The following is a 23,695-nucleotide window of genomic DNA, read 5'->3' as shown; positions in this document are numbered from 1 at the left end:
AGACCAGCCCATGACGACGTCCCGCCCGGCCGCGCGCGAGCTGGCCTGGCCGCTGCTGCTGGCCCTGGTCCTGGCCGGCGTCGCCTTTTTCCTCTACCAGCGCAATACGGGGCTGCAGCCTTCCGTCTTCGCCGACGAGTGGTACTACAGCAAGATGTCGCGCCTGACGCCACTGGCCGACTCGATGCTGCCGTCCTATCTCTACCTGTGGCTGTTCGGCGCCAGCAGCGCCTGCGGCACCGGCTTCCTCGACTGCGTGCGCCTTGGCAACCTGGCCTTTTTCATCGGCGCCGCTCCCTTCGTCTACCTGATCGCCCGCCGCTACGCGGGCAAGCCGCTGGCGGCCGCGGTCGCGCTACTGAGCACGCTGGCGCCGCTCAACTCCTTCACCGCCTACTTCATGCCCGAGACCATGTATTACTTCGGTTTCTGCGTGCTGAGCTGGGTCGCGCTGACGGGCGGCGACTGGCGCCCGTCAACGCAGGCGCTGGCCAGCGGCGCCGTGCTCGGCCTGATGAGCCTGGTAAAAGTGCATGCCCTGTTCCTGTTGCCCGCCCTGTGCCCCTTCCTGCTGCTGGCCAGCCACCAGCGCGGCGGTGCCTGGCTGTTGCGCGGCCTGGCGATGGCGGCGCTGGCGGCGGTACTCACCTTCGCGCTCAAGTTCGGCCTCGGCTATGTGTTCGCCGGCAAGAACGGCCTGAGCATCTTCGGCTATTTCTACGAGTCGACCAAGTTGGGCGTCGACCGCCTGGCCCTGCTGGCGGCGGCCTCGGTGAACGCGCGCGGCCACCTGATGACGCTGGCCCTGGTGTACGGCCTGCCGCTGGCGATCCTGGGACATGCGCTGGGCGCGCGCCTGCTGTCCTGGCGCGGCGCGCAGGCGGCTGCCGCGCACGCCCCCGCCACCGCACGGCGCGAACTGCTGCACCTGTACACCCTGCTGATGCTGGGCGCGGCCGCCGGCCTGACGGTGATGTACACGGCCGGCCTGCACGTGCCCGGCAGCCGCGAGGGCTTTCGCCTGCACCTGCGCTACTACAGCTTCGTGTTCCCGCTGCTGGCCGTGGTGGCCGCGGCCGCGGTGGCGCCGGGACAGGCCACGGCCGGGCCGCGCCACCCGTGGCTGCGCTGGGTGCTGGCGGCGCTGCTGGGCGCGACCCTGCTGCTCGCGCTGAGCCGGCTGCAGGGCTATACCATGAACGTGGTGGACGGTCCCGACATCTTCGGCATCAACCTGGCCGGCAAGTCCTTCCGCATCCTGGTCGGCCTGCAGCTCCTGCTGCTGCTGGGCTGGGCGGCAAGCGTCCGGCTGCCCGGCTGGGCAGGAACGCGGCTGGCCCCGCTGCTGTTCGTATGCCTGGCCCTGCCGGCGGCCTATGCGGCCAGCTACCAGGGCGTGGGCCGCCACCTGGCGACCCTGCGCACGCCCACCCCGACCGACATGGCGGCCGTGTTCACGCGCGAGCATGTGCCGGCGGCCGAGCGCGGCGATGTCGTGATCGCCGGCCTCGACCTGAGCCTGATGATCCGCGCCCAGTTCCACATCGACCACCCCGACACGACGCTGCTGAGCTACGAGGGCTTCGGCCCGCTGGCTGAATACCAGTTGCCGCTGCACAAGAAATGGATGGTCCTGCTGGGCGACTTCACGGTGCCGGACGAGGTCCTGACCCTGCAGCGCACGCCCTGGTACTCGGTGGTGCGGCTGCCCGATCCGGGAACCACGCTGAGCCGGATCAACCTGGCGCTGCCACCCGACCCGGCGGTGCTGACCGGCATCGAGGGCCTGTCGCGCATCGAGCCATGGGGCCGCTGGTCGGACGCGAAGCAGGTCGTGTTCCATTTCGCCAGACCGCTGCCGCGCCGGGTGGGCGTGCTGTTCAATGCACGCGCCTATGACGTCAACGCCCAGCTGCCTTTCCAGGCCCGCGTCGGCGGCGTCACCAAGGAGTTTCGGGTCGGCTGGCACATGCGCGAGTTCGCCCTGCATTTCGACACCGACGGCACGGCCCGCACGCTGGCGATCGAGGTGCCGCAGCCGGTGTCCCCGGCCGAGCGCGGCCAGCCCGGCGATACGCGCCCGCTCGGCATCGGCATCGGCGAGATCGTCATCACCGACGGCAGCGCCAGGGTCGAGGCCGCGCGTTAGCCGGGATCAAGCGCTGCGGCTGGCCCGGCCGCTGTGTGCGCTCACGTACGGAATGCCTGGCCGCACGCGGCTAGAGTGAGCCCGGAACCGGCCGCGCTTGCGGCCATTGCTCGGGACACACGATGGCGACAGGATCGGACAAAGAGGAACAGCGCGGCAGGCCGCGCGACGTGCAGGGCGGCGGCCAGAGCGCCGGCGTGCAGGCGGTCGGCGAAGTCGAAGGCAATGCCATCTCGCCGACCGGCGGCGCGGGCATGCACCACTGGCAGGCCGGCTACATCGGCCACGGCGGGCTGGACGAACGCGGCAACATCTTCTTCGCCGCCGTCGAGATGACGCGCATGCCGATGGTCGTCACCGACCCCAACAAGGAAGACAATCCGATCGTCTTCGCCAACGGCGCCTTCTTCGACCTCACCGGCTACCGGGAACAGGAGGTCATCGGCCGCAACTGCCGCTTCCTGCAGGGCCCGGACACCGACCGCGCCACCGTGGCCGAAGTGCGGCGCGCGCTGCAGGAAGAGCGCGCGGTGGCGGTCGACATCCTCAACTACAAGGCCGACGGCGAGGCCTTCTGGAACGCCCTGTTCATCGGCCCCATCTTCGACCAGGAAGGCAAGCTGCTGTATTTCTTCGCCTCGCAGATGGACATCACCGAGCGCCGCAGCATGCTGGAATCGAACCTGCAGGCCCAGAAGATGGAAGCCATCGGCCAGCTCTCGGCCGGGATGGCGCACGATTTCAACAACCTGCTGCAGGTCATCAACGGCAACCTCGACCTGGCCCTGCTGGTGGCCGGCCAGACCGCGGCGGCTGAACCGATCCGGCGCGCCCAGCGTGCCACCATGCAGGCCGGCAAGCTTACCCAGCAGCTGCTGAGCTTTGCACGCAAGCAGCGCCTGGAGCACAGGCAGGTCAGCCTGAACACGCTGGTGCTGGACTTTTCCGACATGCTGGTGCGTACCCTGGGCGAGCAGGTCGAACTACGGCTCGACCTGCGTCCCGGCCTGCCCGCCTGCTCGATCGACCCGACCTACCTCGAGATGGCGCTGCTCAACGTGGTGATCAATGCGCGCGACGCCATGGCGGACGGTGGCGTGGTCACGGTGGGCACGGCGGTGGTGAACGAGACACGGCGCGCGGCCAGCCGGCTGCCGCCGGGCGAGTACGTGGCGATCTGCGTCCGCGACGAGGGCGAAGGCATGGCGCCCGACGTGCTCAAGCGCTCGACGGAACCCTTCTTCACCACCAAGGGCATGGGCACCGGCCTCGGCCTGGCGATGGTGCACGGCTTCGTGCAGCAGTCGCACGGACGGCTCGACATCGAGAGCGAGCCCGGCCGCGGCACCCTGGTGCGCATGATCTTCCCGGCGGACCGGCACGCCAGGCACGAGGGCGCCGGTGGCGGGCGCCCCGCGGCGGCGCCCTGTGCCCCGGACCGCAAGTGCCGCATCCTGGTGGTGGAAGACAACGAGGACGTACGCGAACTGGCCGAGGCCATGCTGGCGGCGGCCGACTACGAGGTGCTGTCGGCGCCTAGCGGCGAACGCGCGCTCGAGCTGCTGGAACGGGAAGCGGTGGACCTCCTGTTCACCGACGTGATCATGCCGGGCGGGATGAATGGGCTGGAACTGATCGAGCAGGTGCACGCGGCACAGCCCGGGATGCCGGTGCTGGTGACCACCGGCTACATGGACGAGCTGCCGGCGCGCGGGGCGCGCGACCGCTCGCTGGATGTGCTGGCCAAGCCCTACCAGCACCAGGATCTGCTGGAGCGGGTGCAGGCGGCCCTGCACCCGCCCAGGGCGGCTTAAGGGTCAGATAGCAGCTGCCCGAGCGGCATTGCCCACCCTGCGCCCCTGCAAGCGCCTCAGGGGTTGTTGCGCGGACCGCCGCCCAGCAGGAAAGCCAGCTTCTGCTTGCCCGGCTTGGCCGCCGGCGTCGGCGTGACGGTTTCCTTGCGCGCCGCGCTGGACGGCTCGTAGGGCTTGAGGAACCACGGATCGACCTTTTCGCGGCGTGGCGTCGGGCCATAGCCGCCGCTGCGTGGCGCACGGTCGGTGCGCGCCGGGGCATCCTCGCGGCGGCCACGGCGTTCGCCGTCGCGAGCGAAGTCGCGGCCGCTTTCGCGTCCACCTTCGCGGCCACCTTCGCGCGCCCCGTGCGGACGGCTCGACGGCGCCACGAAGCCCGGCAGTTCGCCGCGCTTGATGGTCTGCTTGATCAGTTTCTCGATGTCGGCCAGCAGGCGCTCGTCCTTGTCCGAGTACACCGACAGCGCGTCGCCCGAGGCGCCGGCGCGGCCGGTGCGGCCAATGCGGTGCACATAGTCTTCGGCGTTGTAGGGCAGGTCGTAATTGATCACGCAGGGCAGGTCCGAGATGTCGAGGCCGCGCGCGGCCACGTCGGTGGCGACCAGCACCTCGATCGCGCCTCCCTTGAAGGCGTCGAGGGCTGCCATGCGTTCCTGCTGGGTCTTGTCGCCGTGGATGGCGGAGGCCTTGATGCCCTTCTGCTCCAGGTGGCGCGACAGGCGCGAGGCGCCGATCTTGGTGTTCGAGAACACGATCACCTGCTTCAGGTTGCGCTCGCGGATGATGTGCTCGACCACGTCGCGCTTGAGCTCCTCGTCGACCTTGTACACGACCTGCGTGACCCTGTCGGCCGTGGCATTGCTGCGCGCCACTTCGATCAGCACCGGGTTGTTCAGGAAGCTGTTCGCCAGCTTCTTGATCTCGGGCGAGAAGGTGGCCGAGAACATCAGGTTCTGGCGCTGCTTCGGCAGCAGGTTGATGATGCGCTGCAGGTCGGGCAGGAAGCCCATGTCGAGCATGCGGTCGGCTTCGTCCATGACCAGCATCTGCACCTGCGACAGGTTGACGTTCTTCTGCTCGACGTGGTCGAGCAGGCGGCCCGGCGTGGCGATGACGATCTCGACGCCACCCTTGAGGATGGTGGTCTGCCCCTTCATGTCCATGCCGCCGAACACGACGGTGGAACGCAGCGGCGTGCGCTTGGCGTAGGCGGCGACGTTGTCGGCCACCTGCACCGCCAGCTCGCGGGTCGGGGTCAGCACGAGCGCGCGCACCGGGTGGCGCGCCGGCGACATGCTGCTGTTGGCATGCGCCATCAGGAGCTGGATGATCGGCAGCGAGAAACCGGCGGTCTTGCCGGTACCGGTCTGGGCCGCGCCCATGACGTCGCGGCCCTGCAGCACCAGCGGGATCGCCTTGGCCTGGATCGGGGTCGGGTGCTCGTAACCCTGGTCGGTCAGCGCGCGCAGGATTTCCGGCGCCAGGCCGAGGTCGGCGAAGCGCACGGTCGGCGCTTCGTCGGCCTTGACCTGCTCGACGGGCGCCGCCAGGGTGATGTCGGCCTCGTCGGCCGAGCCCGCGCTGGCGGGCGTATTCTGGATATCAGACATATTCTTGTTGGACAGTATTTCGTTAGCTCTACGGCACCGCCTGCGGGCACGCCTGCACGGCCCGGATCGGCTGCGCTGGAAGCTTCCAGATGGGACGGCGGACCGGCGACCGGACCGCGATGTCCGCGAAGGCGCCGCAAGCCCCGGGGGGCACGGCTGGGCGGACGTAGAGGCACTTTAGCGGGCTACACGATACCTGAAATCGCCCCCCCTGTATATAAGGTCCTGTTTCGGTACCGCGCATGCCGGGCAAAGGCCGGCCCGCTCAGGGCATCCATCCGCGCTGCTGGGCCGCGCGCTCGGCGGCCGGATCGAGGGCGGCGCCGGCGATGCGGGCATCGATCGCCGCCTGCACCGCGGGCGGCAGGCTGCTGCCGTCGAGCCAGGCGGCGCCGGCATGCGGCTGGACCAGCACCGGAATCGTCCAGCGTCCGCCCTTGCGGCAGGCCAGGCCGGCGGTGGTATGGACCACGAAGCTGCGGCAATAGCCGCCGTCCCGGGCCACAAAGCTGATGCCGATGCGCACCCCGGTCTCGGACGGACCGGGGTTGGCCAGCTGGTTGCCGAGCGCGTCGAGCAGGCGGCCGCGCGCCACCAGGGCGCCGTCGCCCGCTTCCAGCATGACCAGGCCGGGATCGGGCCGCAGCGCCTGCCAGCCGAGGATGCCGGCGCCAGCCCCCGACAGCAGCGCCGCGCCGAGTGCCAGCCAGTGGCGCAGCGTCCAGGCCGGCGGCCCGGTACGCGGCTGCGGCGGCGGCCCCATGGCGCGCCCCGGCCGTACGGCATCGAGGTGCACCACCTTGGCGCCACCGGGCGGCGGCGCGCGCTGCTGGCGTCCGTCGTGGCCGTTCGCCGACACGTTCAGGATGTGGATGCGCCGGCCGCCTTCGCGCCGCAGCTGGGCGATGCGGGCGCCGAGCACCGGGTCGGCCTGCAGGGCGCGCTCGACCGCCACGCGGGCCGGCGCGGCGAGCTCGCCGTTGATGTACGCTATCAGGAGGTCGTCCGAGAAAGTCATTCCGGCACACGCAAGGCTAGGAAGTGATCAGTCCATGTTCGTCCAGCACGTCATGCAGCAGTTCCAGGCGGATCACGGGATTGTCGAGCATGAGCATCTGGTGCTTCTGCTGGTTCGGCAGCGGCAGCAGTTCGCACCAGCGGTTCGCCACCCAGCCGCAATCGTCGAGGCGGAATGGCGGCTGCACCGGCCAGCGGTGGCGCGGCACGTCGTGCAGCGAGGACAGCACGCGGTCGAGCGCGTCGGCGGCGCCCTGCAGTTCGGACGGCACCTTGACCGCCTGGTCGCCCTCGACCAGTTCGGCCTCGGCCATCCACAGGCCGTTCAGGCGCTGATCGGCGGTCACGACCGTGAAGCGCGCACCGCCACGGCACAGCACCTGCAGCAGGCCAGGCGAGGCGGTGGTGGTTTCGGTGACGGAAGCGATGGTGCCGGCGGCGGCGAAGCGCTCCGGCTCGCCCTCCGGCTGGCGCACCTCATGCCCCTGGGTCAGCAGCACCACCCCGAAGGGCAGGTCTTCCGTCAGGCAGCGGCTGATCATGTCGAGGTAGCGGACCTCGAACACCTGCAGCGGCAGCACCCCGTCCGGAAACAACACCGTACTGAGCGGGAACAAGGGCAAGGAAATCGTCGACATGATCCCATGATGACAGAATCGCAGGCGGGATGGCAGCACGATTGGCGCCGAAGATCCCGCTATTCCGGACGCCGCACCGGCAGGGTCCGGATCGCCTCCGACAGGCTGTCCAGCCGCCAGCGCAGCCGGTCCCAGCCCGGGTCGGGCATCGGCACCACGCGCAGCAGCAGGCTGCCGCCGGGCAGCGCCGGACAGGACATGCGCTGCTCGCCCGGTGCCTCCACCGGCAGGCGCATGTCGGCGCCCGGCGCCAGCTGGACCGGCCCGCATACCAGCGGCACGCGGCCGGCATTGCGCAGCAACAGCACATCCTGCACGCCCAGGGTCAGGCGCAGCGTGTGCGGGGCGTGCGCCGTGCCCAGCTCCAGCGGCAGTTCATGGCTGCCCCCGCGCAGCGGCGCCAGCATGCCCCATAGCAGGCCCAGCGCCAGCACGCCGCCCGGCAGCGCCAGTGGCCAGTGCAGCCGCAGCAAGGATCCCATCGCAGGAGTCGGTCTCATGCGCGGTACGGCGCCCGTACGCCTGCAAGCAAGCGTGCTAACACATCATGAAATTGCATTGAAATAATTATGAGAGATAATACTATTGCCAAACGCGCAAAGTGGCGTGCGCCCTGACACAGCCAGGACACGTATCCTACCGTCTTTCCGCGCGTTTCCGATCAACCTGGCCCATCACGCCCCCGCGCGTTCCAAGCGATGCCGCAGTCCCAGCCTCCTGCCGTGCCCAGCAGCCGCATTCCCCTGCCCGGTTCCGGGCATTTGCCGCTGCTGCTGGCGATGCTGGTGTTCCTGGTAACGGCGGTGGCGACCTTCGCCGCCTGGACCAGCGCCCAGCGCACCGCCGAGCGCCAGCTGCGCGAGACCTTCGACTACCGCACCCGCGACATGGTGTTCAGCATCGGCCGCCGGATGGCGGTCTATGAACAGGTGCTGCGCGGGGCGCGCGGCTTCCTGCGCGGATCGGTCGAACTCGACCAGGCCGCGTGGGAGCGCTACTACCGGCTGCTGCGCCTGGACGAAGCATTCCCCGGCATGGAGGCGCTCGGCATCGCCACCATCGTGCCGGCCGGCGGCCTCGCCGCGCACGAGGCCGCCATGCGGCGCCAGGGCTTTCCCGAGTACCGGATCCGCCCCACGGACGCGCGCGCCACCTATACCGCGATCACCCACATCGAGCCCTTTGGCGGACGCAACCTGCGCGCTTTCGGCTACGACATGTACAGCGAGCCGGTGCGCCGCGCCGCGATGGAACGCGCGCGCGACAGCGGACAGGCCGCCCTGAGCGGCAAGGTGGTGCTGGTGCAGGAAGACGCTACGGGCGGTGCCGGCCGCCCGCAGGCCGGCGCCCTGATGTACCTGCCGGTGTACCGGGCCGGCCAGCTGGCCGGCACCGTCGAGCAGCGCCGCGCGGCGATCGTCGGCTGGGTATACGCGCCCTTCCGCATGGACGACCTGATGCGGGGGCTGGGCGGCGCCCATTCCACCGACCTCGACATCGAGATCCACGACGGCGAGCCGGCCGGCGACAGCAGCCTGCTGTACCGCTCGCCGAACGCTTCCGGCCATCGGGCCCGGCTGAGCGCCAGCGCCCAGGTGCTGCCGGGCGGGCGCGCCTGGACCATCAGCATGCGCTCCAGCGCGGCCCTCGAGGCCAGCCTGGACAGTACCCGTCCGCGCCTGGTGGCGATCACCGGCCTCGGCCTCGGCTTGATGCTGAGCGTGGTGGTGTGGCTGCTGGCCAGCGAGCGGCGCCGGGCGCTGCAGCTGGCGCAGGCCATGACGCTCGAGCTGCGCCAGTCGCACGACCAGATCGCCGCCGAGCAGAAGCGCATCCAGGTGATCCTGGAAAACGCGCCCGACGCCTTCGTCGCCGTCGATGCCGGCGGCCGGATCACCGACTGGAACGCCGGCGCCAGCCAGCTGTTCGGCTGGAGCGCGGCCCAGGCCATCGGCCGCGACGCCGCCGAACTGTTGCCGGAACCGGCCCGCGCCGCCTTCCGCGCCGCCTTCGCGGCCTACGCGCGCGGCGGCGGCTGCGCGATGCTGGGCGCGCCGACCGAACTGCGGGTGCTCGACCGCGCGGGCCGCCGCATCCCGGCCGAGGTGACGGTGGCGCGGCTGCCCGTCGGCGAGGGCTTCGGCGCCACCGCCTTCGTGCGCGACATTACCCAGCGCAAGGAAGCGGAAGCGCGCGAGCAGCAGCGCCAGCAGGGCCTGATCGAAGCGCGCCAGGCCCTGGCGCGCGCCCAGAAGCTGGAGGCGGTGGGCAAACTGACCGGCGGCGTGGCGCATGACTTCAACAACATCCTGCACATCATCAGCGCCAACGTGCAGCTGATCCTGCGCACCGACGCCAGCCAGCGCAAGCGCCTGCTCAGCATCCTCGACGCGGTCGAGCGCGGCGCCAAGCTGGCCAGCCAGCTGCTGGCCTTCGCGCGCCGCCAGCCCCTGCATCCGCTGGAAGTGCAGGTGGACGCCCTGCTGGAACGCATGGACAGCCTGGTGCAGCGCGCGGCGGGCGACCACATCACCCTGGAAAAGCGGGTGCCGCCCGACCTGTGGCCAACCCTGGTGGACCCGAACCAGCTCGAACACGTGCTGCTCAACCTGGTGATCAACGCGCGCGACGCGATGGACGGCAATGGGCGCATCGTGCTCACGCTCGGCAACGTGCACGTGGAGGGCGACGCCGACCTGGCGCCCGGCGACTACGTGACGGTGGCGGTGGCCGACCACGGCCACGGCATGCCGCAGGACGTGATGGAGCGCGCCTTCGAGCCCTTCTTCACCACCAAGCCGGAGGGCAAGGGCACGGGCCTGGGCCTGTCGATGGCGCACGGCTTCGCGCGCCAGAGCGGCGGCGACATCCGCCTGGCCAGCGCGCCCGGCCAGGGCACGACGGTGACGATCTACCTGCCGCGCCATGTGGCATCGGCGCCGGCGCCGGCGCCGGCGGCGGCCCTGCACTGAGCAGCTGGCCGGCAGGTGCGCTCGCAGCGCATCATGAAATATTCTTTCATTTTATTGTTATTTTTAAATTATTATTTCACCGTTGCGCAGGCCTCGCCCGCCCTTCCCTTGCCGTCCCCTGCCTTCTCCTGCCTGCTCCTGCATGCTAGAGTGAACCCATGAAACCGCTCTACAACCTGGCGGGCGTGCTGGCGCTGGCCCTGGGCATCCTGGGCCTGTTCCTGCCCCTGCTGCCCACCACGCCCTTCCTGCTGCTGGCATCGTGGTGCTTCGCGCGCGGCTCCGAGCGCCTGCACCGCTGGCTGCTGTCGCACCGCGTGCTCGGCCCCTACCTGCGCGATTTCGAGGCTGGGCTCGGCATTCCGCTGGGCGCCAAGATCCTCGCCACCGTCATGCTGTGGACCTCGCTGCTGCTGGCGATGGGGCGCGTGGGCGGCATGGCGCTGCCGGCCATGCTGGCCGTGCTGGGCGCCGGCGTCAGCCTCTACCTGTGGCGCTTCGTGCCGACCCGGCGCCGCGCCCCCTGACTGCTACCCCGCAATGGAAATCCAGTTCCTCGGCACTTCCTCCGGCACCCCGACCCGGAGCCGCAACATGACGGCAACCGCCCTGCGCAGCGAAGGCGCGAAGCACTGGGTGTTGGTCGATTGCGCCGAAGGTACCCAGCACCGCCTGCTGCGCACCCGGCTGTCGCCGGTGAGCCTGCGCGCGATCTTCATCACCCACCTGCACGGCGACCACTGCTACGGGCTGCCCGGCCTGCTGGCCAGCGCCGGCATGCTGGGCCGCACCGAGCCGATGACGATCGTCGGACCGCCACCGCTGCGCGGCATGATCGAGTGCATCATGCAGGCAAGCCAGCTCACGCTTCCCTATCCGATCGTGTGGGTGGCGCTGGAAGACCTGCCGCACGTGGAGGTCCTGCCCGATATGCGGGTGCGCGCCACGGCGCTCTCGCACCGGATCGCCTGCTACGGCTACAGCTTCACCGAGGCGACCGTCGAACGCAGGCTCGACATCGGCAAGCTGCGCGCCGGCGGCATCCCGTCCGGGCCGGCCTGGGGCGAGATCCAGCAAGGCCGCGACGTACTGCTGCCGGATGGCCGCGCGGTGACGGCCGGGGACTACCTGCTGGCGCCGCGCCGCCCGCGCAAGCTCATCATCGCCGGGGACAACGACCGGCCGGCACTGCTGGCGCAGGAAGCCGCCAGCGCGGACCTGCTGGTGCACGAGGCCACCTATACCGAGGAGGTGCTGCGCAAGGTCGGCCCCGGCCCGCAGCACAGCTCGGCCGCGATGGTGGCGCGCATGGCGCAGGAGGCCGGGGTGCCGAACCTGATCCTGACCCATTTCAGCCCGCGCTACCAGGACCGCGCCGAGGACAAGGACCACGGCGGCGCCCCCGGCCTGGACGACATCGAGCGCGAAGCGCGTGCACACTACACCGGCACGCTGGCGCTGGCGCGCGACCTGGCCGGTTATGCGCTCGCGCGGGACGGCAGCCTGCGCGCGCTGCCCTAGGCCCGGGCTACAATCGGGGCATGCCCAAGAAGACCCCTGTATTCCCCGGACCGAACACCGCGCGCGGCGCCGTGCTGGCCGTGCTGTTGTCGAACGAAGACCAGGCAGGCAGCGAACCGCTGCGCGGCCGCATCACCCTGGCCGCCATCGTGCGCGCGCTCAAGCGCAAGTACCACTGGCCGATCGAGACCGAGAGCTTTCCATCGAATAGCGTGGATGGACGCGCCACCTGGGCCACGGTGTACAGCCTGCCGGCGGACGTGATCACACGGGCCCTGGACGCGGGCGGGCGCGACTGGCTGAACAGCCGCAAGGCGGGCGGCGGATCCTGATCCCGTCCCACTGTCGAGCCGCGTCAACATCGGTTATTGTTGCGGCATATAAAGAACCTACCGTGCCGCCGATGATCAAGCCGTCCCTTCCCGACAATGAGCAGCAACGCCTTGCGCTGCTCCATGCCCTGCTGCTGCTCGACACCCCGCCCGAGGAGCGGCTGGACAAGATCGTCGCCTTCGCGGCCAGCGAATTCGAGGTGCCGATCTGCCTGATCAGCCTGGTGGACAGCGAACGCCAATGGTTCAAGGCGCGCGTCGGCCTGGCGGCCTGCGAGACGCCGCGCGACATTTCCTTCTGCGCCCATGCGCTGCACAGCGGGCAGATCCTGCTGGTGCCGGACGCCCTGCTCGACGCGCGCTTCCACGACAATCCGCTGGTGTCGGGCCCGCCGCACATCCGCTTCTACGCGGGCGCGCCGCTGGTCTGCCGCGACGGCCTGGCGATCGGCACCCTGTGCCTGATCGACACCCGGCCACGCACGCTCGACACGGTCGGGCAGGCCATCCTGAGCAGCCTGCGCGACCTGACCGTGCTGGCCCTGACGGCGCCGGAGGCCACCACCGATGCATAGCGTGGAAGGCTTCGACATCCTGCTGGTGGAGCCGAACAACCTGCTGCGGCGCACCGTGGCGCTGACCTTGCGCAGCCTTGGCACGGCCGAGGTGACGGAGGCGGCCACTTACCAGACGGGGCACCAGATGAGCAGCCGGCGCCGTTTCGACGCCGCGGTGATCGCGGTGGAATGGCCCTTGCCGGAGGACGGGTACCGGGGCCTGACCCTGATCCAGCAGATCCGCTCGGGCGGGTGTGCGTGCGCAGCCTCGATGCCGATCGCGGTGCTGGTGGAGTCGTGCAATACGGAGTTGTTGCAGGTGCTGGGGGCGTGCGGGATCAGCCGGATTCTCATCAAACCGTTCCGGGTCCGGGATGTGATCGACACGGTCGAGAAAATGAAGGCGCAGTGGGACAAGACTGTCCCCGCATAAGCGGCGCTGGCCTGCGCTGCCGAGTTGGGCCGGAACAACAGCGCGAACGCCCGTCAGCATCCCAACTCAATGGCCATCGTGCCGCCCATTGCGCAGTAGCGCCATGCGGGTTCGCAGGCCTCGCGCCCCGCCCTCTCCGTCCGAATAGTACAAAAGTACTAGAACAGATAGGCGGACTGTCTCATGACTCGCTGTCGGACGATACCTACACTGGCTCGCAGATCGGCCCGCTTCTCGAAGCCTGGACATCCGCTGTCTCTTCGTAGCCCGCCATCACGACAACAGACGTCCAACCGACAGGGGATTCCACCATGGCCATCACGCGCACCGTTTTCATCGACACCGCCTATTCCAACTACGCCGATCTCGCAAGCCACTATGACGCGCAAAGCGTCCATGTCATCCTGCTCGACGACACCACGCCACACGGCACGCAGATCCAGGACTGGCTCGCCGGGCACGCCGATGAAGCCGAGTCGATCAACGTCGTCACGCCGAGCAGCGGCGTGACCGGGCTGTTCACGCCGCGCGTCGCCTTCATCGACCCGGGTGTGAGCGGCATCGAGATCATCATTGCCGGCATGCCCCCGAATGTGACCGTGGTCCTGCTCGACGCCGAGCGCGATGGCGTCGCGCAGATCCATGATTTCCTGGCCGCCAATACCGGCCAGGTCGGCGCGATCGACATCATCACCGACCTGGCCGGCGTCGACGTGGTATCGCATGGCGCACCTGGCGAAGTCCAGCTCGGCTCAACGGTCCTGAACGCCGCCACCCTGGCCACCTACGGGGCGCAGCTCGCCGCCATCGGCAGCCATCTGGGCGCCGGTGCCGACCTGCTGCTGTACGGCTGCGACGTCGCCAGCGGCAGCGTCGGCCAGCAATTCATCGCGGCCCTGGCTTCGGCCACCGGCGTGGACGTGGCCGCATCGACCAACCTGACCGGCGGCAGCGCGGCAGGTGGCGACTGGACACTGGAGGCAAGTACGGGCGAGATCGAAACGGAGGCGCTGAATATCGCCGCGTACGACAGGGTACTCGATACCGCAAGCGGCATCACCGACTTCACCCTGTCGGCGGATACGGGCCGCTCCTCCACCGATGCCGTGACCAATACCGCCAGCCAGACGATCACGGGCCATTTCACCGCCTCGACCCAGAACGCCGCAACGCCCACGATCTATGTTTCTACCGACGGGACCGGCAACACCAGGACCCTGGCGAACGTCGACTATACGGCGGACTCGGGCAGCGGCAGCTTCTCGGTCAACGTGACGCTGGCTGCCGGGACCGGCAAGACGATCCAGTTCTGGAGCGGCGTGAACGGCAATAACAAGATCGCTGAACGGGCCTATACGCTGGACACTTCGGCGCCCGCCACGACGGTTGCCACGGTGAGATTCAGCAGCGACGCCGGCGTGCCCGGCGACTTCATCACGAACACGCCGGCACAGACGATTACCGGTACGCTGAGTGCTCCGACGGCCGCAGGCGACGTCGTCAGGATCTCGCTCGACAATGGCGCCACCTGGCAGACGGCTACCAATGTCATCGGCCAGAACGCGTTCTCGCTGTCGGGCATTGTCCTTGCAGGCAGCAATACGATGCAACTGAAGGTCGAGGACCTGGCAGGCAATGCCGGTCCGGTCCGGTCCCAGGCCTATGTACTCGATACCGCGGCAGTGGCCGGCACCCTCGCCTTTGGCAACCTGAACGATTCTGGCATCACTGGCGACGGCATCACGAACGATACGGCTTTCAACCTGACGCTGGCGGGCAATGAAGCCGGCTCGAACGTCGTGTACGAAGTCTCGCGCAATGGCGGCGCGTTCAGTGTCACCTCGGCCGCGCAGTCCGGCCTGGCCGACGGCAGCTACCTGTTCCGCGCCCGCGTTGCCGATATTGCGGGCAATACCGCGCCGACCAATACGCTCAGCGTCACGATCGATGCGACGCCGCCGGCAGCGCCGGGCATCACCGGCTTCTCCGACAGCAGCGGCTCGGGTGCCGATACCCTGACCAGTGACAGGAGGCCGACGCTCACCATCAACGCCGAAGCGGATACCAGGGTCGAGGTCTACCTGGGCAATGTCATGGTCGGCACCGCGGCCCAGACCGCGGCAGGAAGCGGCGTCTATACCTTCACGTCGGCGGAACTGGCCGATGGCAGCTACAGCTTCACCGCAAGAAGCATCGACCGCGCCGGCAACAGCAGCGCGGCGTCGGCGCCGCAGGCACTCACCGTCGATACGAGCCTGAGCGCACCCACCCTGATGTTGGCGACCAACAGCGGGGCGGGGGATGATTTGCTGACCAACGATGCCAGCCTGGTCTTCAACGCTCCAGACAACGATGCCGTTCGCGTCATCACGGTCAACGGCAACACGGTGGACGCATACAATCCTGCCATCCTGGAGGATGGCGCGCATACCGTCACCGTGACCGATACGGACGCCGCCGGCAACACCAAGACCGCCTCGCTCAGCTTCACGCTCGACAGGAGCCTGACCGCGCCGACCGTGGCACTCGCGGCTGACAGTGGTGCCCCGGGTGACGGCCTCACCAACGATGCCAGCCTGGTCTTTAACGAGCCGGACAACGATGCCGTTCGCGTCATCAAGGTCAATGGCGACACGGTGAACGCATACAATCCTGCCACCCTGCAGGAGGGTGCGAATATCGTTACCGTGACCGATACGGACGCTGCCGGCAACACCAAAACCGCCTCGCTCAGCTTCACGCTCGACAGGAGCCTGACCGCGCCGACCGTGGCGCTCGCGGCCGACAGTGGCGCCTCCGATGACGGCCTCACCAACGACGCAAGTCTGGTCTTCAACGAGCCGGACAACGATGCCGTTCGCGTCATCAAAGTCAATGGCAATACGGTGAACGGCTACAATCCTGCCACCCTGGACGATGGCGCGCATACGGTCACCGTGACCGATACGGACGCTGCCGGCAATACCAAGACCACCTCGCTCAGCTTCACACTCGACAGGAGCCTGTCCGCACCGACCGTGGCGCTCGCGGCAGACAGCGGCGCCCCCGGTGACGGCCTCACCAACGACGCCAACTTGGTCTTCAACACTCCAGACAACGATGCCGTTCGCGTCATCAAGGTCAACGGCAACGCGGTGAACGCATACAATCCGAGCATGCTGGAAGATGGCTCACATACGGTCACCGTGACCGATACGGACGCCGCCGGCAACACCAAGACCGCCTCGCTCAGCTTCACGCTCGACAGGAGCCTGACCGCACCGACGTTGTCGCTCGCAGCCGACAGTGGCGCCTCAGGTGACGGCCTCACCAATGACGCACGCTTGGTCTTCAACGAGCCGGACAACGATGCCGTTCGCGTCATCAAGGTCAACGGCAACACGGTGGACCACTACGATGCTAGCGCCCTGCAAGACGGCGCGCATACCGTTACCGTGACCGACACCGACACTGCCGGCAACACCAGGACGACTTTGCTCAGCTTCACGCTCGATACGACACTGAACGCACCAACCTTGGCGCTGACAACCAACAGCGGCGCGCCAAATGACATGCTGACCAATGACGCGCGCCTGACGTTCAACGGCCCCGACATGGATGCCACGCGCGTCATCACGGTCAATGGCACGCAAGTGGGCAACTACGACGCTGCCGCTCTGGCCGACGGCGACTACACCGTCATGGTGACCGATACCGACGGCGCACACAACAGCAAGTCGGAATCGATCAGCTTCACGCTCGACCGCTCTGGTCCGCTATTCAGTTCCGGCGCGAGCGCGAGCGTGGCCGAAAACACCGGCGCTAACCAACTGGTGTATCAAGCGCAGGCAACGGATGCCCACGCGTTCACCTTCAGCCTGGAAGGAGCCGATGCAGGCAGGTTCGACATCAGCGCGACCGGCGCCGTGACCCTGAAGGACAATCCCGATTTCGAGGCCAAGAATACCTACCAGTTCGGCGTGCGGGCGACCGATGCCGCGGGCAACAGGACCATACAGACGGTCAGCCTCGGTGTCACCAACGTCAACGAAGGCCCCACCGCGAATGTCGTTCCCCTGTGCACCGTCGAGAACGCGCCGATCAGCTTCCAGGCAAGTAATGTCGTCACCGACCCGGACGCCGGCGATACACACACCCTGACCCTGAACACGAGCTCGGCGGTATTGTCCTGGGACGAAGGCAGCACATCCACGCAGCTGATCAACCCGGTCACGCGCGCGGTCGTCAACCTGAGCAGCCTCACCGTCAAGGCCACTGTTTCGGCCGACGGCAGCACTGTCACGCTGACGCCACCTGCGGAACTGGACTGGATGGTGACCGGTCAAAAAATGAAGGCCACCTTTGTCTATACGGCCACGGACGCAGGCGGCATGAGTAGCACCAATTCGGTCACGCTTACCGTCACCGGCTCGACCAACGACAAGGGGAAAAACCTGAATGGAGGCAATGGCAACGATACGCTGTCGGGCGACACCAATACCAATGCGGAAGACGTGCTCCAGGGCGGTAACGGCAACGATACGCTGTCCGGCCACGGCGGCAGCGACGCGCTGTACGGTGGGAATGGCGACGACATGCTGTCCGGCGGCGCCGGCATCGACTACCTGTATGGTGACAGTGGCGACGACAGGCTCGACGGAGGTACCGATGGCGACTTCCTGTTTGGCGGCAAGGGCAACGACATCGTGACAGGCGGCGCCGGAGCCGACAAGTTCGTGTTCGAAGCACAGTCCGGCAATGACCGGATCACCGACTTCAAGCTCGCGGAGGGCGACAAGCTGTTCTTCACGAATATGCTCGCCACCATGAACGCGAACGACTTCATTGCCAAGTATGTAACGGACACCGGTAACGATCTGCTCATCAGCATGCCGGGTGGATCGGTCGTGCTGGTCGGTGTGCAGAGCGTTGACGGATTAGCCGCGGCCTTGGTGTTTGGTCCGATGTGACAACAAACAGGACTTGCGCCATGTGGGGCAAGTCCTTGTTGGAACAGTCAGCGTACATGTTTGTACTGGTAGGCCTCCCCGGAGTCGAACCGGGCACCAACGGATTATGAGTCCGCTGCTCTAACCAGGCATGAGCTAGAGGCCCAGAAATCGGGACAATGGCTAGAAAGAATCTCGCCATCTGCTCCAGCAGCGCGGTACCGCTGAAGCAGAGTGGCGAGAGGATATTGCGTTTAGTGCAGCGCCGTCAAGGCTTAGCTGACAAGCATGGGCAAATCAGCTGCTGCCCTCGAGGAAGCTCTTCAGCTTGTCCGAGCGCGACGGATGCCGCAGCTTGCGCAGCGCCTTCGCCTCGATCTGGCGAATCCGCTCGCGGGTCACGTCGAACTGCTTGCCCACCTCTTCCAGCGTGTGGTCGGTCGACATCTCGATCCCGAAGCGCATCCGCAACACCTTGGCTTCGCGTGGCGTCAAGGAATCCAACACGTCCTTCACCACCCCGCGCATCGAGGCATGCAGGGCCGCATCCGACGGCGCCAGCGTGTTGTTGTCCTCGATGAAATCGCCCAGGTGCGAATCGTCGTCGTCACCGATCGGCGTCTCCATCGAAATCGGTTCCTTCGCGATCTTCATGATCTTGCGAATCTTATCTTCCGGCATCTCCATCTTGATGGCGAGGGTGGCCGGATCCGGTTCCGCCCCGGTCTCCTGCAGGATCTGGCGCGAGATCCGGTTCATCTTGTTGATCGTTTCGATCATGTGCACCGGAATACGGATGGTGCGCGCCTGGTCCGCGATCGAGCGGGTGATGGCCTGGCGAATCCACCAGGTCGCATAGGTCGAGAATTTATAGCCGCGGCGGTATTCGAACTTGTCCACCGCCTTCATCAGGCCGATATTGCCTTCCTGGATCAGGTCGAGGAACTGCAGGCCGCGGTTCGTATACTTCTTGGCGATCGAGATCACCAGGCGCAGGTTAGCCTCGGTCATCTCGCGCTTGGCCTTGCGCGCCTTCATCTCGCCGGCGGCCATCTGCCGGTTGATGTTGCGCAGGTCCGGCAGCGGCAGGACGACCCTCGCTTGCAGGTCGATCAGGCGTTGCTGCAGTTCCTTGATGGTCGGGATGTTGCGGCCCAGGATGGCGCTATAGGCGTGGCCCGCATCGACTTCGCCATCGACCCAGTCGAGGTTCGTTTCGTTGCCCGGGAAGACCTTGATGAAGTGGGCGCGCGGCATGCCGCAGCGGTTCACGGCCACGTCCAGGATCTGCTTCTCGATGTGGCGCACTTCGTCGACCTGGCCGCGCAGGGTGTCGCACAGCTTCTCGACCACCTTGGCCGTGAAGCGGATGCCCAGCAGCTCGTTCGAGATCGCGTCCTGCGCCTTGACGTAGGCCTTGCTGTTGTAGCCGTCCTTCTCGAAGGCCTTGCGCATCTTTTCGAACTGGTCGGCGATGTTGCCGAACTTTCCGAGGGCGGCCTGCTTCAGGGCTTCGAGCTGCTCGGCCGAGTAGCCGGCGGCGCCGGAAGCGCTCGAGGTATCCTCTTCCTCTTCCTCGGCTTCTTCCTCTTCGTCTTCGTCCTCGTCCTCGTCCTCGGTCGAGGTTGGAGCGACTGCGCTTGGCGAAGTCTGCTCCTCTTCTTCCGGATCGACCATGCCATCGACGATCTCGTCGATCTTGATCTCGTCCTTCTCGATCTTGTTGGCCGCGTCGATGATCTCGGCGATCGTCACCGGGCAGGCGGAAATCGCCTGGATCATGTCCTTCAGACCGTCTTCGATACGCTTGGCGATCTCGATCTCGCCTTCGCGGGTGAGCAGCTCGACCGAACCCATCTCGCGCATGTACATGCGCACCGGGTCGGTGGTGCGGCCGAAGTCGGAGTCGACGGTCGACAGCGCCGCCTCGGCGGCCGCCTCGGCTTCGTCGTCGCTGGTGACGTTCGGAACCGCGTCGGACAGCAGCAGGGTTTCCGCGTCAGGGGCATGCTCGTAGACGGCGATGCCCATGTCGTTGAAGGTGCCGATGATGCCTTCGATCGCTTCCGGATCGACGATATTCTCCGGCAGGTGGTCGTTGATCTCGGAATAGGTCAGGAAGCCGCGCTCCTTGCCCGACTTGATCAGGGCCTTGAGCTTGTTGCGGCGGATCTCGAGCTCTTCCTCGCTCGCTTCGGTGTCCGAAGAGAACGCGTCTTTCAGCAGCGCTTTTTCCTTGGCCTTGCGGTCCTTGGCCTTGGCCTTGTCCGCAGCCTTCAGTTCGGCGCGCTCGACCGCGTTCAGGGCGGCGATTTCATCGTTCTCGGGCGTGAATTCCTTGGGCTTGCGGCCACGGCGTCCAGGGACCTTGACGGTAGGCAGGACATAACCGGACGTGTCGATCGCGGCCAGTGCGGCCGCATCGGTCGTCGCATTGACCGGTGCCGGGCTCGCCGTACGAACCTCGGCCTGGTCTTGGCCTTTGTCCACCTTGGCGGACGCTCTGGTGGTCTTTGCAGCCACTTTGGTTTCGGGTTTCTTGGTTGGCACAGGCGCTTTCGAAGTCACAACGACTAACTTTACGATGGTTAAAGATAAAGTTTTTTGTTACTTTACATCACCCTGCAGGCAAAGCAATGTTGCCTCGCTAACTGAAACTCCACGCGCCGATTGAAACGAAAAATGGTTTCAACAGTTGCAATAGTTAGCGTTTTATTATAGCACGCACCCCTATTTTTCCAAGTTGCACAAATGGCCACATTTGTGGCCGTCGGCATCAGATTGTGATTGTTTAGCGGGATGTCATTTCCGCAGCTGCTTCCCGGGCCAGGAGGTCCTGCTGGGCAACGATTTCGCGATAGCGAGTACTTACCTGATCTGGGGTCAGCCCGGAAGAAAACAACTGGTTAAGTTCTTGTTTTAACGCGTCCATCTTGATTTGGCGCACAGCGCTTAACAGCCAGATACGATCTGCCTCAAGGTCCGTCTCCGGTTCCGAAGCAATTTCTGCAATTAAACTGTCGTATTCTCCCGTCACTTCCTTGAGCTGCTGGGACAGGGCGGCGAAGCTGCCAAATTCTCCCAGGGCCTGGGCCATCTGCACCAGGTGGCGCAGGGCATCGGCTGCTTCCTGGCCGAAGTGGTCGAACGAGGCCTGGGCCGCGTCGTCGAGCAGCAGCGCCAGCGGCGGGTGCGAGACCAGGATGCGCAGCATCTGCAGCTCCAGCCCTACCGGTTTCGGACGTCCCTGGCGCGGCGGAGCCCGGCGCACCACGGACACCGGCTTGGACAGTTCGAACAGCGATTCGATCTCGGCCGGCGTCGATTCGGTCAGGCTGGCCAGGCCGCGCACGATCTGCAGGCGCAGCGCGGATGGCGCCATCGCCTGCAGCAGCGGCTTGGCCTCGAACTGGGCGTGCGCCCTGCCCTCCGGCGTGCCGAGATCGTGTTCAAGCGTGACCTCGCGCAGCAGGAATTGCGACAGCGGCATCGCATCCTGGATTTCCTGCTCGAAGGCTTCAAAGCCGCGTTCGCGCACGAAGCTGTCCGGATCGTGCTCCTGGGGCAGGAACAGGAACTTGATGGTCTTGTTGTCGCTTACTTGCGGCAGGCAGGCTTCCAGCGCGCGGCGCGCGGCGCGGCGCCCGGCCTTGTCGCCGTCGAAGCTGAAGATCACGTTGTCGGTCTGGCGCAGCAGCTTTTGCACGTGGGTGCTGGTGCAGGCGGTGCCGAGCGTTGCCACGGCCTGCGGGAAACCGAGCTGGGCCAGGGCAACGACGTCCATATACCCTTCCGTCACCAGCACGTAGCCGGCATCGCGGATGCTTTGCCTTGCCTCGAACAGGCCGTACAGTTCCAGGCCTTTCTGGAACAGCGGGGTTTCCGGCGAGTTCAGGTATTTCGGTTCGCCGCTGTCGAGCACGCGGCCGCCGAAGCCGATCACCTGGCCCTTGGTATTACGGATCGGGAACATGATGCGCTCGCGGAAACGGTCGTAGCGCTTCTTGTTGTTGCCGTCCTCGTCGACCTTGTCGATCACGAGGCCGGATTCGACCAGGGCCAGCGCGTCGTAGTCGGGGAAGACCGAACGCAGGTTGTCCCAGCCGGACGGGGCGTAGCCCATGCCGAAACGGGCCGCCACTTCGCCGGTCAGGCCGCGCTTCTTCAGGTAGGCGATGGCGTTCGGCGCTTCGCGCAGCTGGGCGCGGTAGTAGGCGCAGGCCTGGGTCAACGCATCCGTCATGGCCAGCGACTGGGCCTGCTGGGCGGCGCGCTGCTGGGGCGGGATCTTGTCGTCGTTGTCCGGCACCACCATGCCGACGTTCTGCGCCAGGTCCTTGACGGCATCGACGAAGCCCATGCCGGAGTATTCGATCAGGAAGCCGATCGCCGTGCCGTGGGCGCCGCAGCCGAAGCAGTGGTAGAACTGCTTGGTCGGGCTGACCGTGAAGCTGGGGGATTTTTCGTTGTGGAACGGGCACAGGCCCATGTAGTTGGCGCCGCCCTTTTTCAGCTGGACGTAGCGGCCGACAATGTCGACGATGTCGACACGGTTGAGCAAATCGGTAATGAAGGATTGCGGAATCACTAGGAGGTACTCAGTGTTTGTCTCAACTCAGACTATACCGCAGCGGTGCCTGCAAATTGATTTATGACAAGGCATCCGTTTGGATGAGGTCGCTTGTAGGGACGCACGGCGCGGCCGCTTGCAAGCTGCCTGACCGCGTGGCCGTTCGTCATTCCGGGCATTGCCCGGAGTTACCCCGCCCACCCTACGTAACCGCCTTTGTAGGGTCGGCAAGTTCTTGCCCACGCGGTCAGGCGGCCCGGGCGAATCCGATCAGCTGCCGCTGAGCGCCTTCTTGACCAGCCCCGACACCACGGTCATGTCCGCACGCCCCGCCAGCTTCGGCTTGAGCACGCCCATCACCTTGCCCATATCCTGCGGACCGGCAGCGCCAGTGGCGGCCACGGCCGCAGTCACTTCGGCCGCGATTTCCTCGTCCGACAGCCCGGCCGGCATATAGGCCGACAGGATCGCCAGCTCGCCCTTCTCGATCTCGGCCAGGTCGACGCGGCCGCCGGCTTCGAACTGGGTGATCGAATCCTTGCGCTGCTTGATCATCTTCTCGACGATGGCCAGGGTCTGGGTATCGTCCAGCTCGATCTGCTCGTCGACTTCCTTGCGCTTGATGTCGGCCAGGATCAGGCGGATCGTGGCCAGGCGGGCGCTTTCCTTGGCGCGCATCGCGGCCTTCATGTCCTCGGTAAGTTGTGCTTTCAGGCTCATGGATTCTCCGTCCGGTAGAGGTAAATGATAAAGGTATGAACGACAAAACCCGCCGCGGTAAAACCGGAGCGGGCTTGCGGACGCTCAGCGGCTCGCCGGGACAATCCTGTCACCGGACCAAGCCGAGATGCAGTCGGATTAGTACAGCTTCTTCGGCAGCTGCTGGCTGCGGATGCGCTTGTAGTGACGCTTCACTGCGGCGGCCAGCTTGCGCTTGCGCTCTGCAGTCGGCTTCTCGTAGAACTCGCGAGCGCGCAGTTCGGTCAGCAGACCGGTTTTTTCGATAGTGCGCTTGAAGCGACGCATAGCGACTTCGAACGGCTCGTTTTCTTTAAGGCGGATAGTGGTCATGTAAAAATGAAACCGTTGGATTTAGGAAGAACGAAAGTGTAGCATCATTTCCGGATCAGTGGAAGCTTTTAGCAAGGTGTTCC

17 protein-coding genes and 1 tRNA gene are annotated in these 23,695 nt (G+C 66.5%); 9 read left to right on the top strand and 9 right to left on the bottom strand.

Annotated elements, in window-relative coordinates:
• The first annotated feature begins 10 nt into the window (after positions 1-10).
• Positions 11-2,149, top strand: a complete 2,139-nt coding sequence (locus LE190_RS00280) for a DUF7024 domain-containing protein (protein WP_225236844.1) — start codon at positions 11-13, stop codon at positions 2,147-2,149.
• A gap of 122 nt (positions 2,150-2,271) precedes the next feature.
• Complete coding sequence (locus LE190_RS00275) at positions 2,272-3,963, top strand: histidine kinase famiy protein (RefSeq protein ID WP_307734635.1); 1,692 nt, start codon at positions 2,272-2,274, stop codon at positions 3,961-3,963.
• Between the two features lie 56 nt (positions 3,964-4,019).
• Here LE190_RS00275 and LE190_RS00270 read toward each other — a convergent pair whose 3' ends face one another.
• From LE190_RS00270 to LE190_RS00255, 4 genes are all read right to left on the bottom strand, one after another.
• Entirely contained in the window at positions 4,020-5,573 is a 1,554-nt protein-coding gene (locus tag LE190_RS00270; RefSeq protein ID WP_225236843.1) for a DEAD/DEAH box helicase, read from the bottom strand.
• 265 nt (positions 5,574-5,838) lie between these two features.
• Positions 5,839-6,591 carry an anti-sigma factor gene (locus LE190_RS00265; protein WP_225236842.1) on the bottom strand — a complete coding sequence of 251 codons (753 nt, stop codon included), beginning with the start codon at positions 6,589-6,591 and terminating at the stop codon, positions 5,839-5,841.
• 16 nt (positions 6,592-6,607) lie between these two features.
• Positions 6,608-7,228 (bottom strand): LON peptidase substrate-binding domain-containing protein, encoded by a 621-nt coding sequence (locus tag LE190_RS00260; protein WP_225236841.1) that lies wholly within the window; start codon positions 7,226-7,228, stop codon positions 6,608-6,610.
• Positions 7,229-7,287: 59 nt separating this feature from the next.
• Complete coding sequence (locus LE190_RS00255) at positions 7,288-7,710, bottom strand: hypothetical protein (RefSeq protein ID WP_225236840.1); 423 nt, start codon at positions 7,708-7,710, stop codon at positions 7,288-7,290.
• A gap of 240 nt (positions 7,711-7,950) precedes the next feature.
• Here LE190_RS00255 and LE190_RS00250 point away from each other — a divergent pair, with 240 nt between their 5' ends.
• The 7 genes from LE190_RS00250 (at position 7,951) to LE190_RS00220 (ending at position 17,992) form a co-directional block, all read left to right on the top strand.
• A complete protein-coding gene (locus LE190_RS00250) occupies positions 7,951-10,200 on the top strand; it encodes a CHASE domain-containing protein (RefSeq protein ID WP_225236839.1) in 2,250 nt (749 codons plus the stop codon).
• Positions 10,201-10,358: 158 nt separating this feature from the next.
• The gene (locus LE190_RS00245) at positions 10,359-10,727 is read left to right on the top strand and encodes a YbaN family protein (protein WP_225236838.1); all 369 of its coding nucleotides are present in this window, start codon (positions 10,359-10,361) and stop codon (positions 10,725-10,727) included.
• Between the two features lie 13 nt (positions 10,728-10,740).
• Positions 10,741-11,721, top strand: coding sequence for an MBL fold metallo-hydrolase (locus LE190_RS00240; protein ID WP_501039610.1), 981 nt, complete (start codon positions 10,741-10,743; stop codon positions 11,719-11,721).
• Between the two features lie 20 nt (positions 11,722-11,741).
• Positions 11,742-12,053, top strand: a complete 312-nt coding sequence (locus tag LE190_RS00235; RefSeq protein WP_225236836.1) for a prenyltransferase/squalene oxidase repeat-containing protein — start codon at positions 11,742-11,744, stop codon at positions 12,051-12,053.
• Positions 12,054-12,124: 71 nt separating this feature from the next.
• A complete protein-coding gene (locus LE190_RS00230; protein ID WP_225238019.1) occupies positions 12,125-12,628 on the top strand; it encodes a GAF domain-containing protein in 504 nt (167 codons plus the stop codon).
• A complete protein-coding gene (locus tag LE190_RS00225) occupies positions 12,621-13,043 on the top strand; it encodes a response regulator (protein ID WP_225236835.1) in 423 nt (140 codons plus the stop codon). Before LE190_RS00230 ends, LE190_RS00225 begins: the two co-directional genes overlap by 8 nt.
• Positions 13,044-13,354: 311 nt before the next feature.
• Complete coding sequence (locus LE190_RS00220; RefSeq protein ID WP_225236834.1) at positions 13,355-17,992, top strand: Ig-like domain-containing protein; 4,638 nt, start codon at positions 13,355-13,357, stop codon at positions 17,990-17,992.
• Between the two features lie 66 nt (positions 17,993-18,058).
• Here LE190_RS00220 and LE190_RS00215 read toward each other — a convergent pair.
• The 5 genes from LE190_RS00215 to rpsU all read right to left on the bottom strand — a co-directional run bounded on the left by LE190_RS00215 (position 18,059) and on the right by rpsU (position 23,612).
• Positions 18,059-18,137 (bottom strand) — tRNA-Ile (locus LE190_RS00215).
• A gap of 131 nt (positions 18,138-18,268) precedes the next feature.
• Positions 18,269-20,461, bottom strand: coding sequence for an RNA polymerase sigma factor RpoD (gene rpoD, locus LE190_RS00210; protein WP_439847451.1), 2,193 nt, complete (start codon positions 20,459-20,461; stop codon positions 18,269-18,271).
• A gap of 301 nt (positions 20,462-20,762) precedes the next feature.
• Positions 20,763-22,559 (bottom strand): DNA primase, encoded by a 1,797-nt coding sequence (gene dnaG, locus LE190_RS00205; protein ID WP_225236832.1) that lies wholly within the window; start codon positions 22,557-22,559, stop codon positions 20,763-20,765.
• A 252-nt stretch (positions 22,560-22,811) separates the two neighbouring features.
• Positions 22,812-23,261 (bottom strand): GatB/YqeY domain-containing protein, encoded by a 450-nt coding sequence (locus LE190_RS00200; RefSeq protein WP_225236831.1) that lies wholly within the window; start codon positions 23,259-23,261, stop codon positions 22,812-22,814.
• A 138-nt stretch (positions 23,262-23,399) separates the two neighbouring features.
• A complete protein-coding gene (gene rpsU / locus LE190_RS00195) occupies positions 23,400-23,612 on the bottom strand; it encodes a 30S ribosomal protein S21 (RefSeq protein ID WP_005665410.1) in 213 nt (70 codons plus the stop codon).
• Positions 23,613-23,695: the final 83 nt, after the last annotated feature.

It is taken from the genome of Massilia hydrophila, from assembly GCF_020208145.1.
Classification (GTDB): Bacteria; Pseudomonadota; Gammaproteobacteria; order Burkholderiales; family Burkholderiaceae_D; genus Telluria; species Telluria hydrophila.
This window is presented reverse-complemented; position numbering and strand designations above follow the sequence as displayed.

Excerpts from the sequence above, each read along its gene's own strand:
- LE190_RS00280 (WP_225236844.1), top strand. The coding sequence starts at position 11 with ATGACGACGTCCCGCCCGGCCGCGCGCGAGCTGGCCTGGCCGCTGCTG.
- LE190_RS00275 (WP_307734635.1), top strand. The coding sequence starts at position 2,272 with ATGGCGACAGGATCGGACAAAGAGGAACAGCGCGGCAGGCCGCGCGAC.
- LE190_RS00270 (WP_225236843.1), bottom strand. The coding sequence starts at position 5,573 with ATGTCTGATATCCAGAATACGCCCGCCAGCGCGGGCTCGGCCGACGAG.
- LE190_RS00265 (WP_225236842.1), bottom strand. The coding sequence starts at position 6,591 with ATGACTTTCTCGGACGACCTCCTGATAGCGTACATCAACGGCGAGCTC.
- LE190_RS00260 (WP_225236841.1), bottom strand. The coding sequence starts at position 7,228 with ATGTCGACGATTTCCTTGCCCTTGTTCCCGCTCAGTACGGTGTTGTTT.
- LE190_RS00255 (WP_225236840.1), bottom strand. The coding sequence starts at position 7,710 with ATGGGATCCTTGCTGCGGCTGCACTGGCCACTGGCGCTGCCGGGCGGC.
- LE190_RS00245 (WP_225236838.1), top strand. The coding sequence starts at position 10,359 with ATGAAACCGCTCTACAACCTGGCGGGCGTGCTGGCGCTGGCCCTGGGC.
- LE190_RS00240 (WP_501039610.1), top strand. The coding sequence starts at position 10,741 with ATGGAAATCCAGTTCCTCGGCACTTCCTCCGGCACCCCGACCCGGAGC.
- LE190_RS00235 (WP_225236836.1), top strand. The coding sequence starts at position 11,742 with ATGCCCAAGAAGACCCCTGTATTCCCCGGACCGAACACCGCGCGCGGC.
- LE190_RS00230 (WP_225238019.1), top strand. The coding sequence starts at position 12,125 with ATGATCAAGCCGTCCCTTCCCGACAATGAGCAGCAACGCCTTGCGCTG.
- LE190_RS00225 (WP_225236835.1), top strand. The coding sequence starts at position 12,621 with ATGCATAGCGTGGAAGGCTTCGACATCCTGCTGGTGGAGCCGAACAAC.
- LE190_RS00220 (WP_225236834.1), top strand. The coding sequence starts at position 13,355 with ATGGCCATCACGCGCACCGTTTTCATCGACACCGCCTATTCCAACTAC.
- LE190_RS00200 (WP_225236831.1), bottom strand. The coding sequence starts at position 23,261 with ATGAGCCTGAAAGCACAACTTACCGAGGACATGAAGGCCGCGATGCGC.
- rpsU (WP_005665410.1), bottom strand. The coding sequence starts at position 23,612 with ATGACCACTATCCGCCTTAAAGAAAACGAGCCGTTCGAAGTCGCTATG.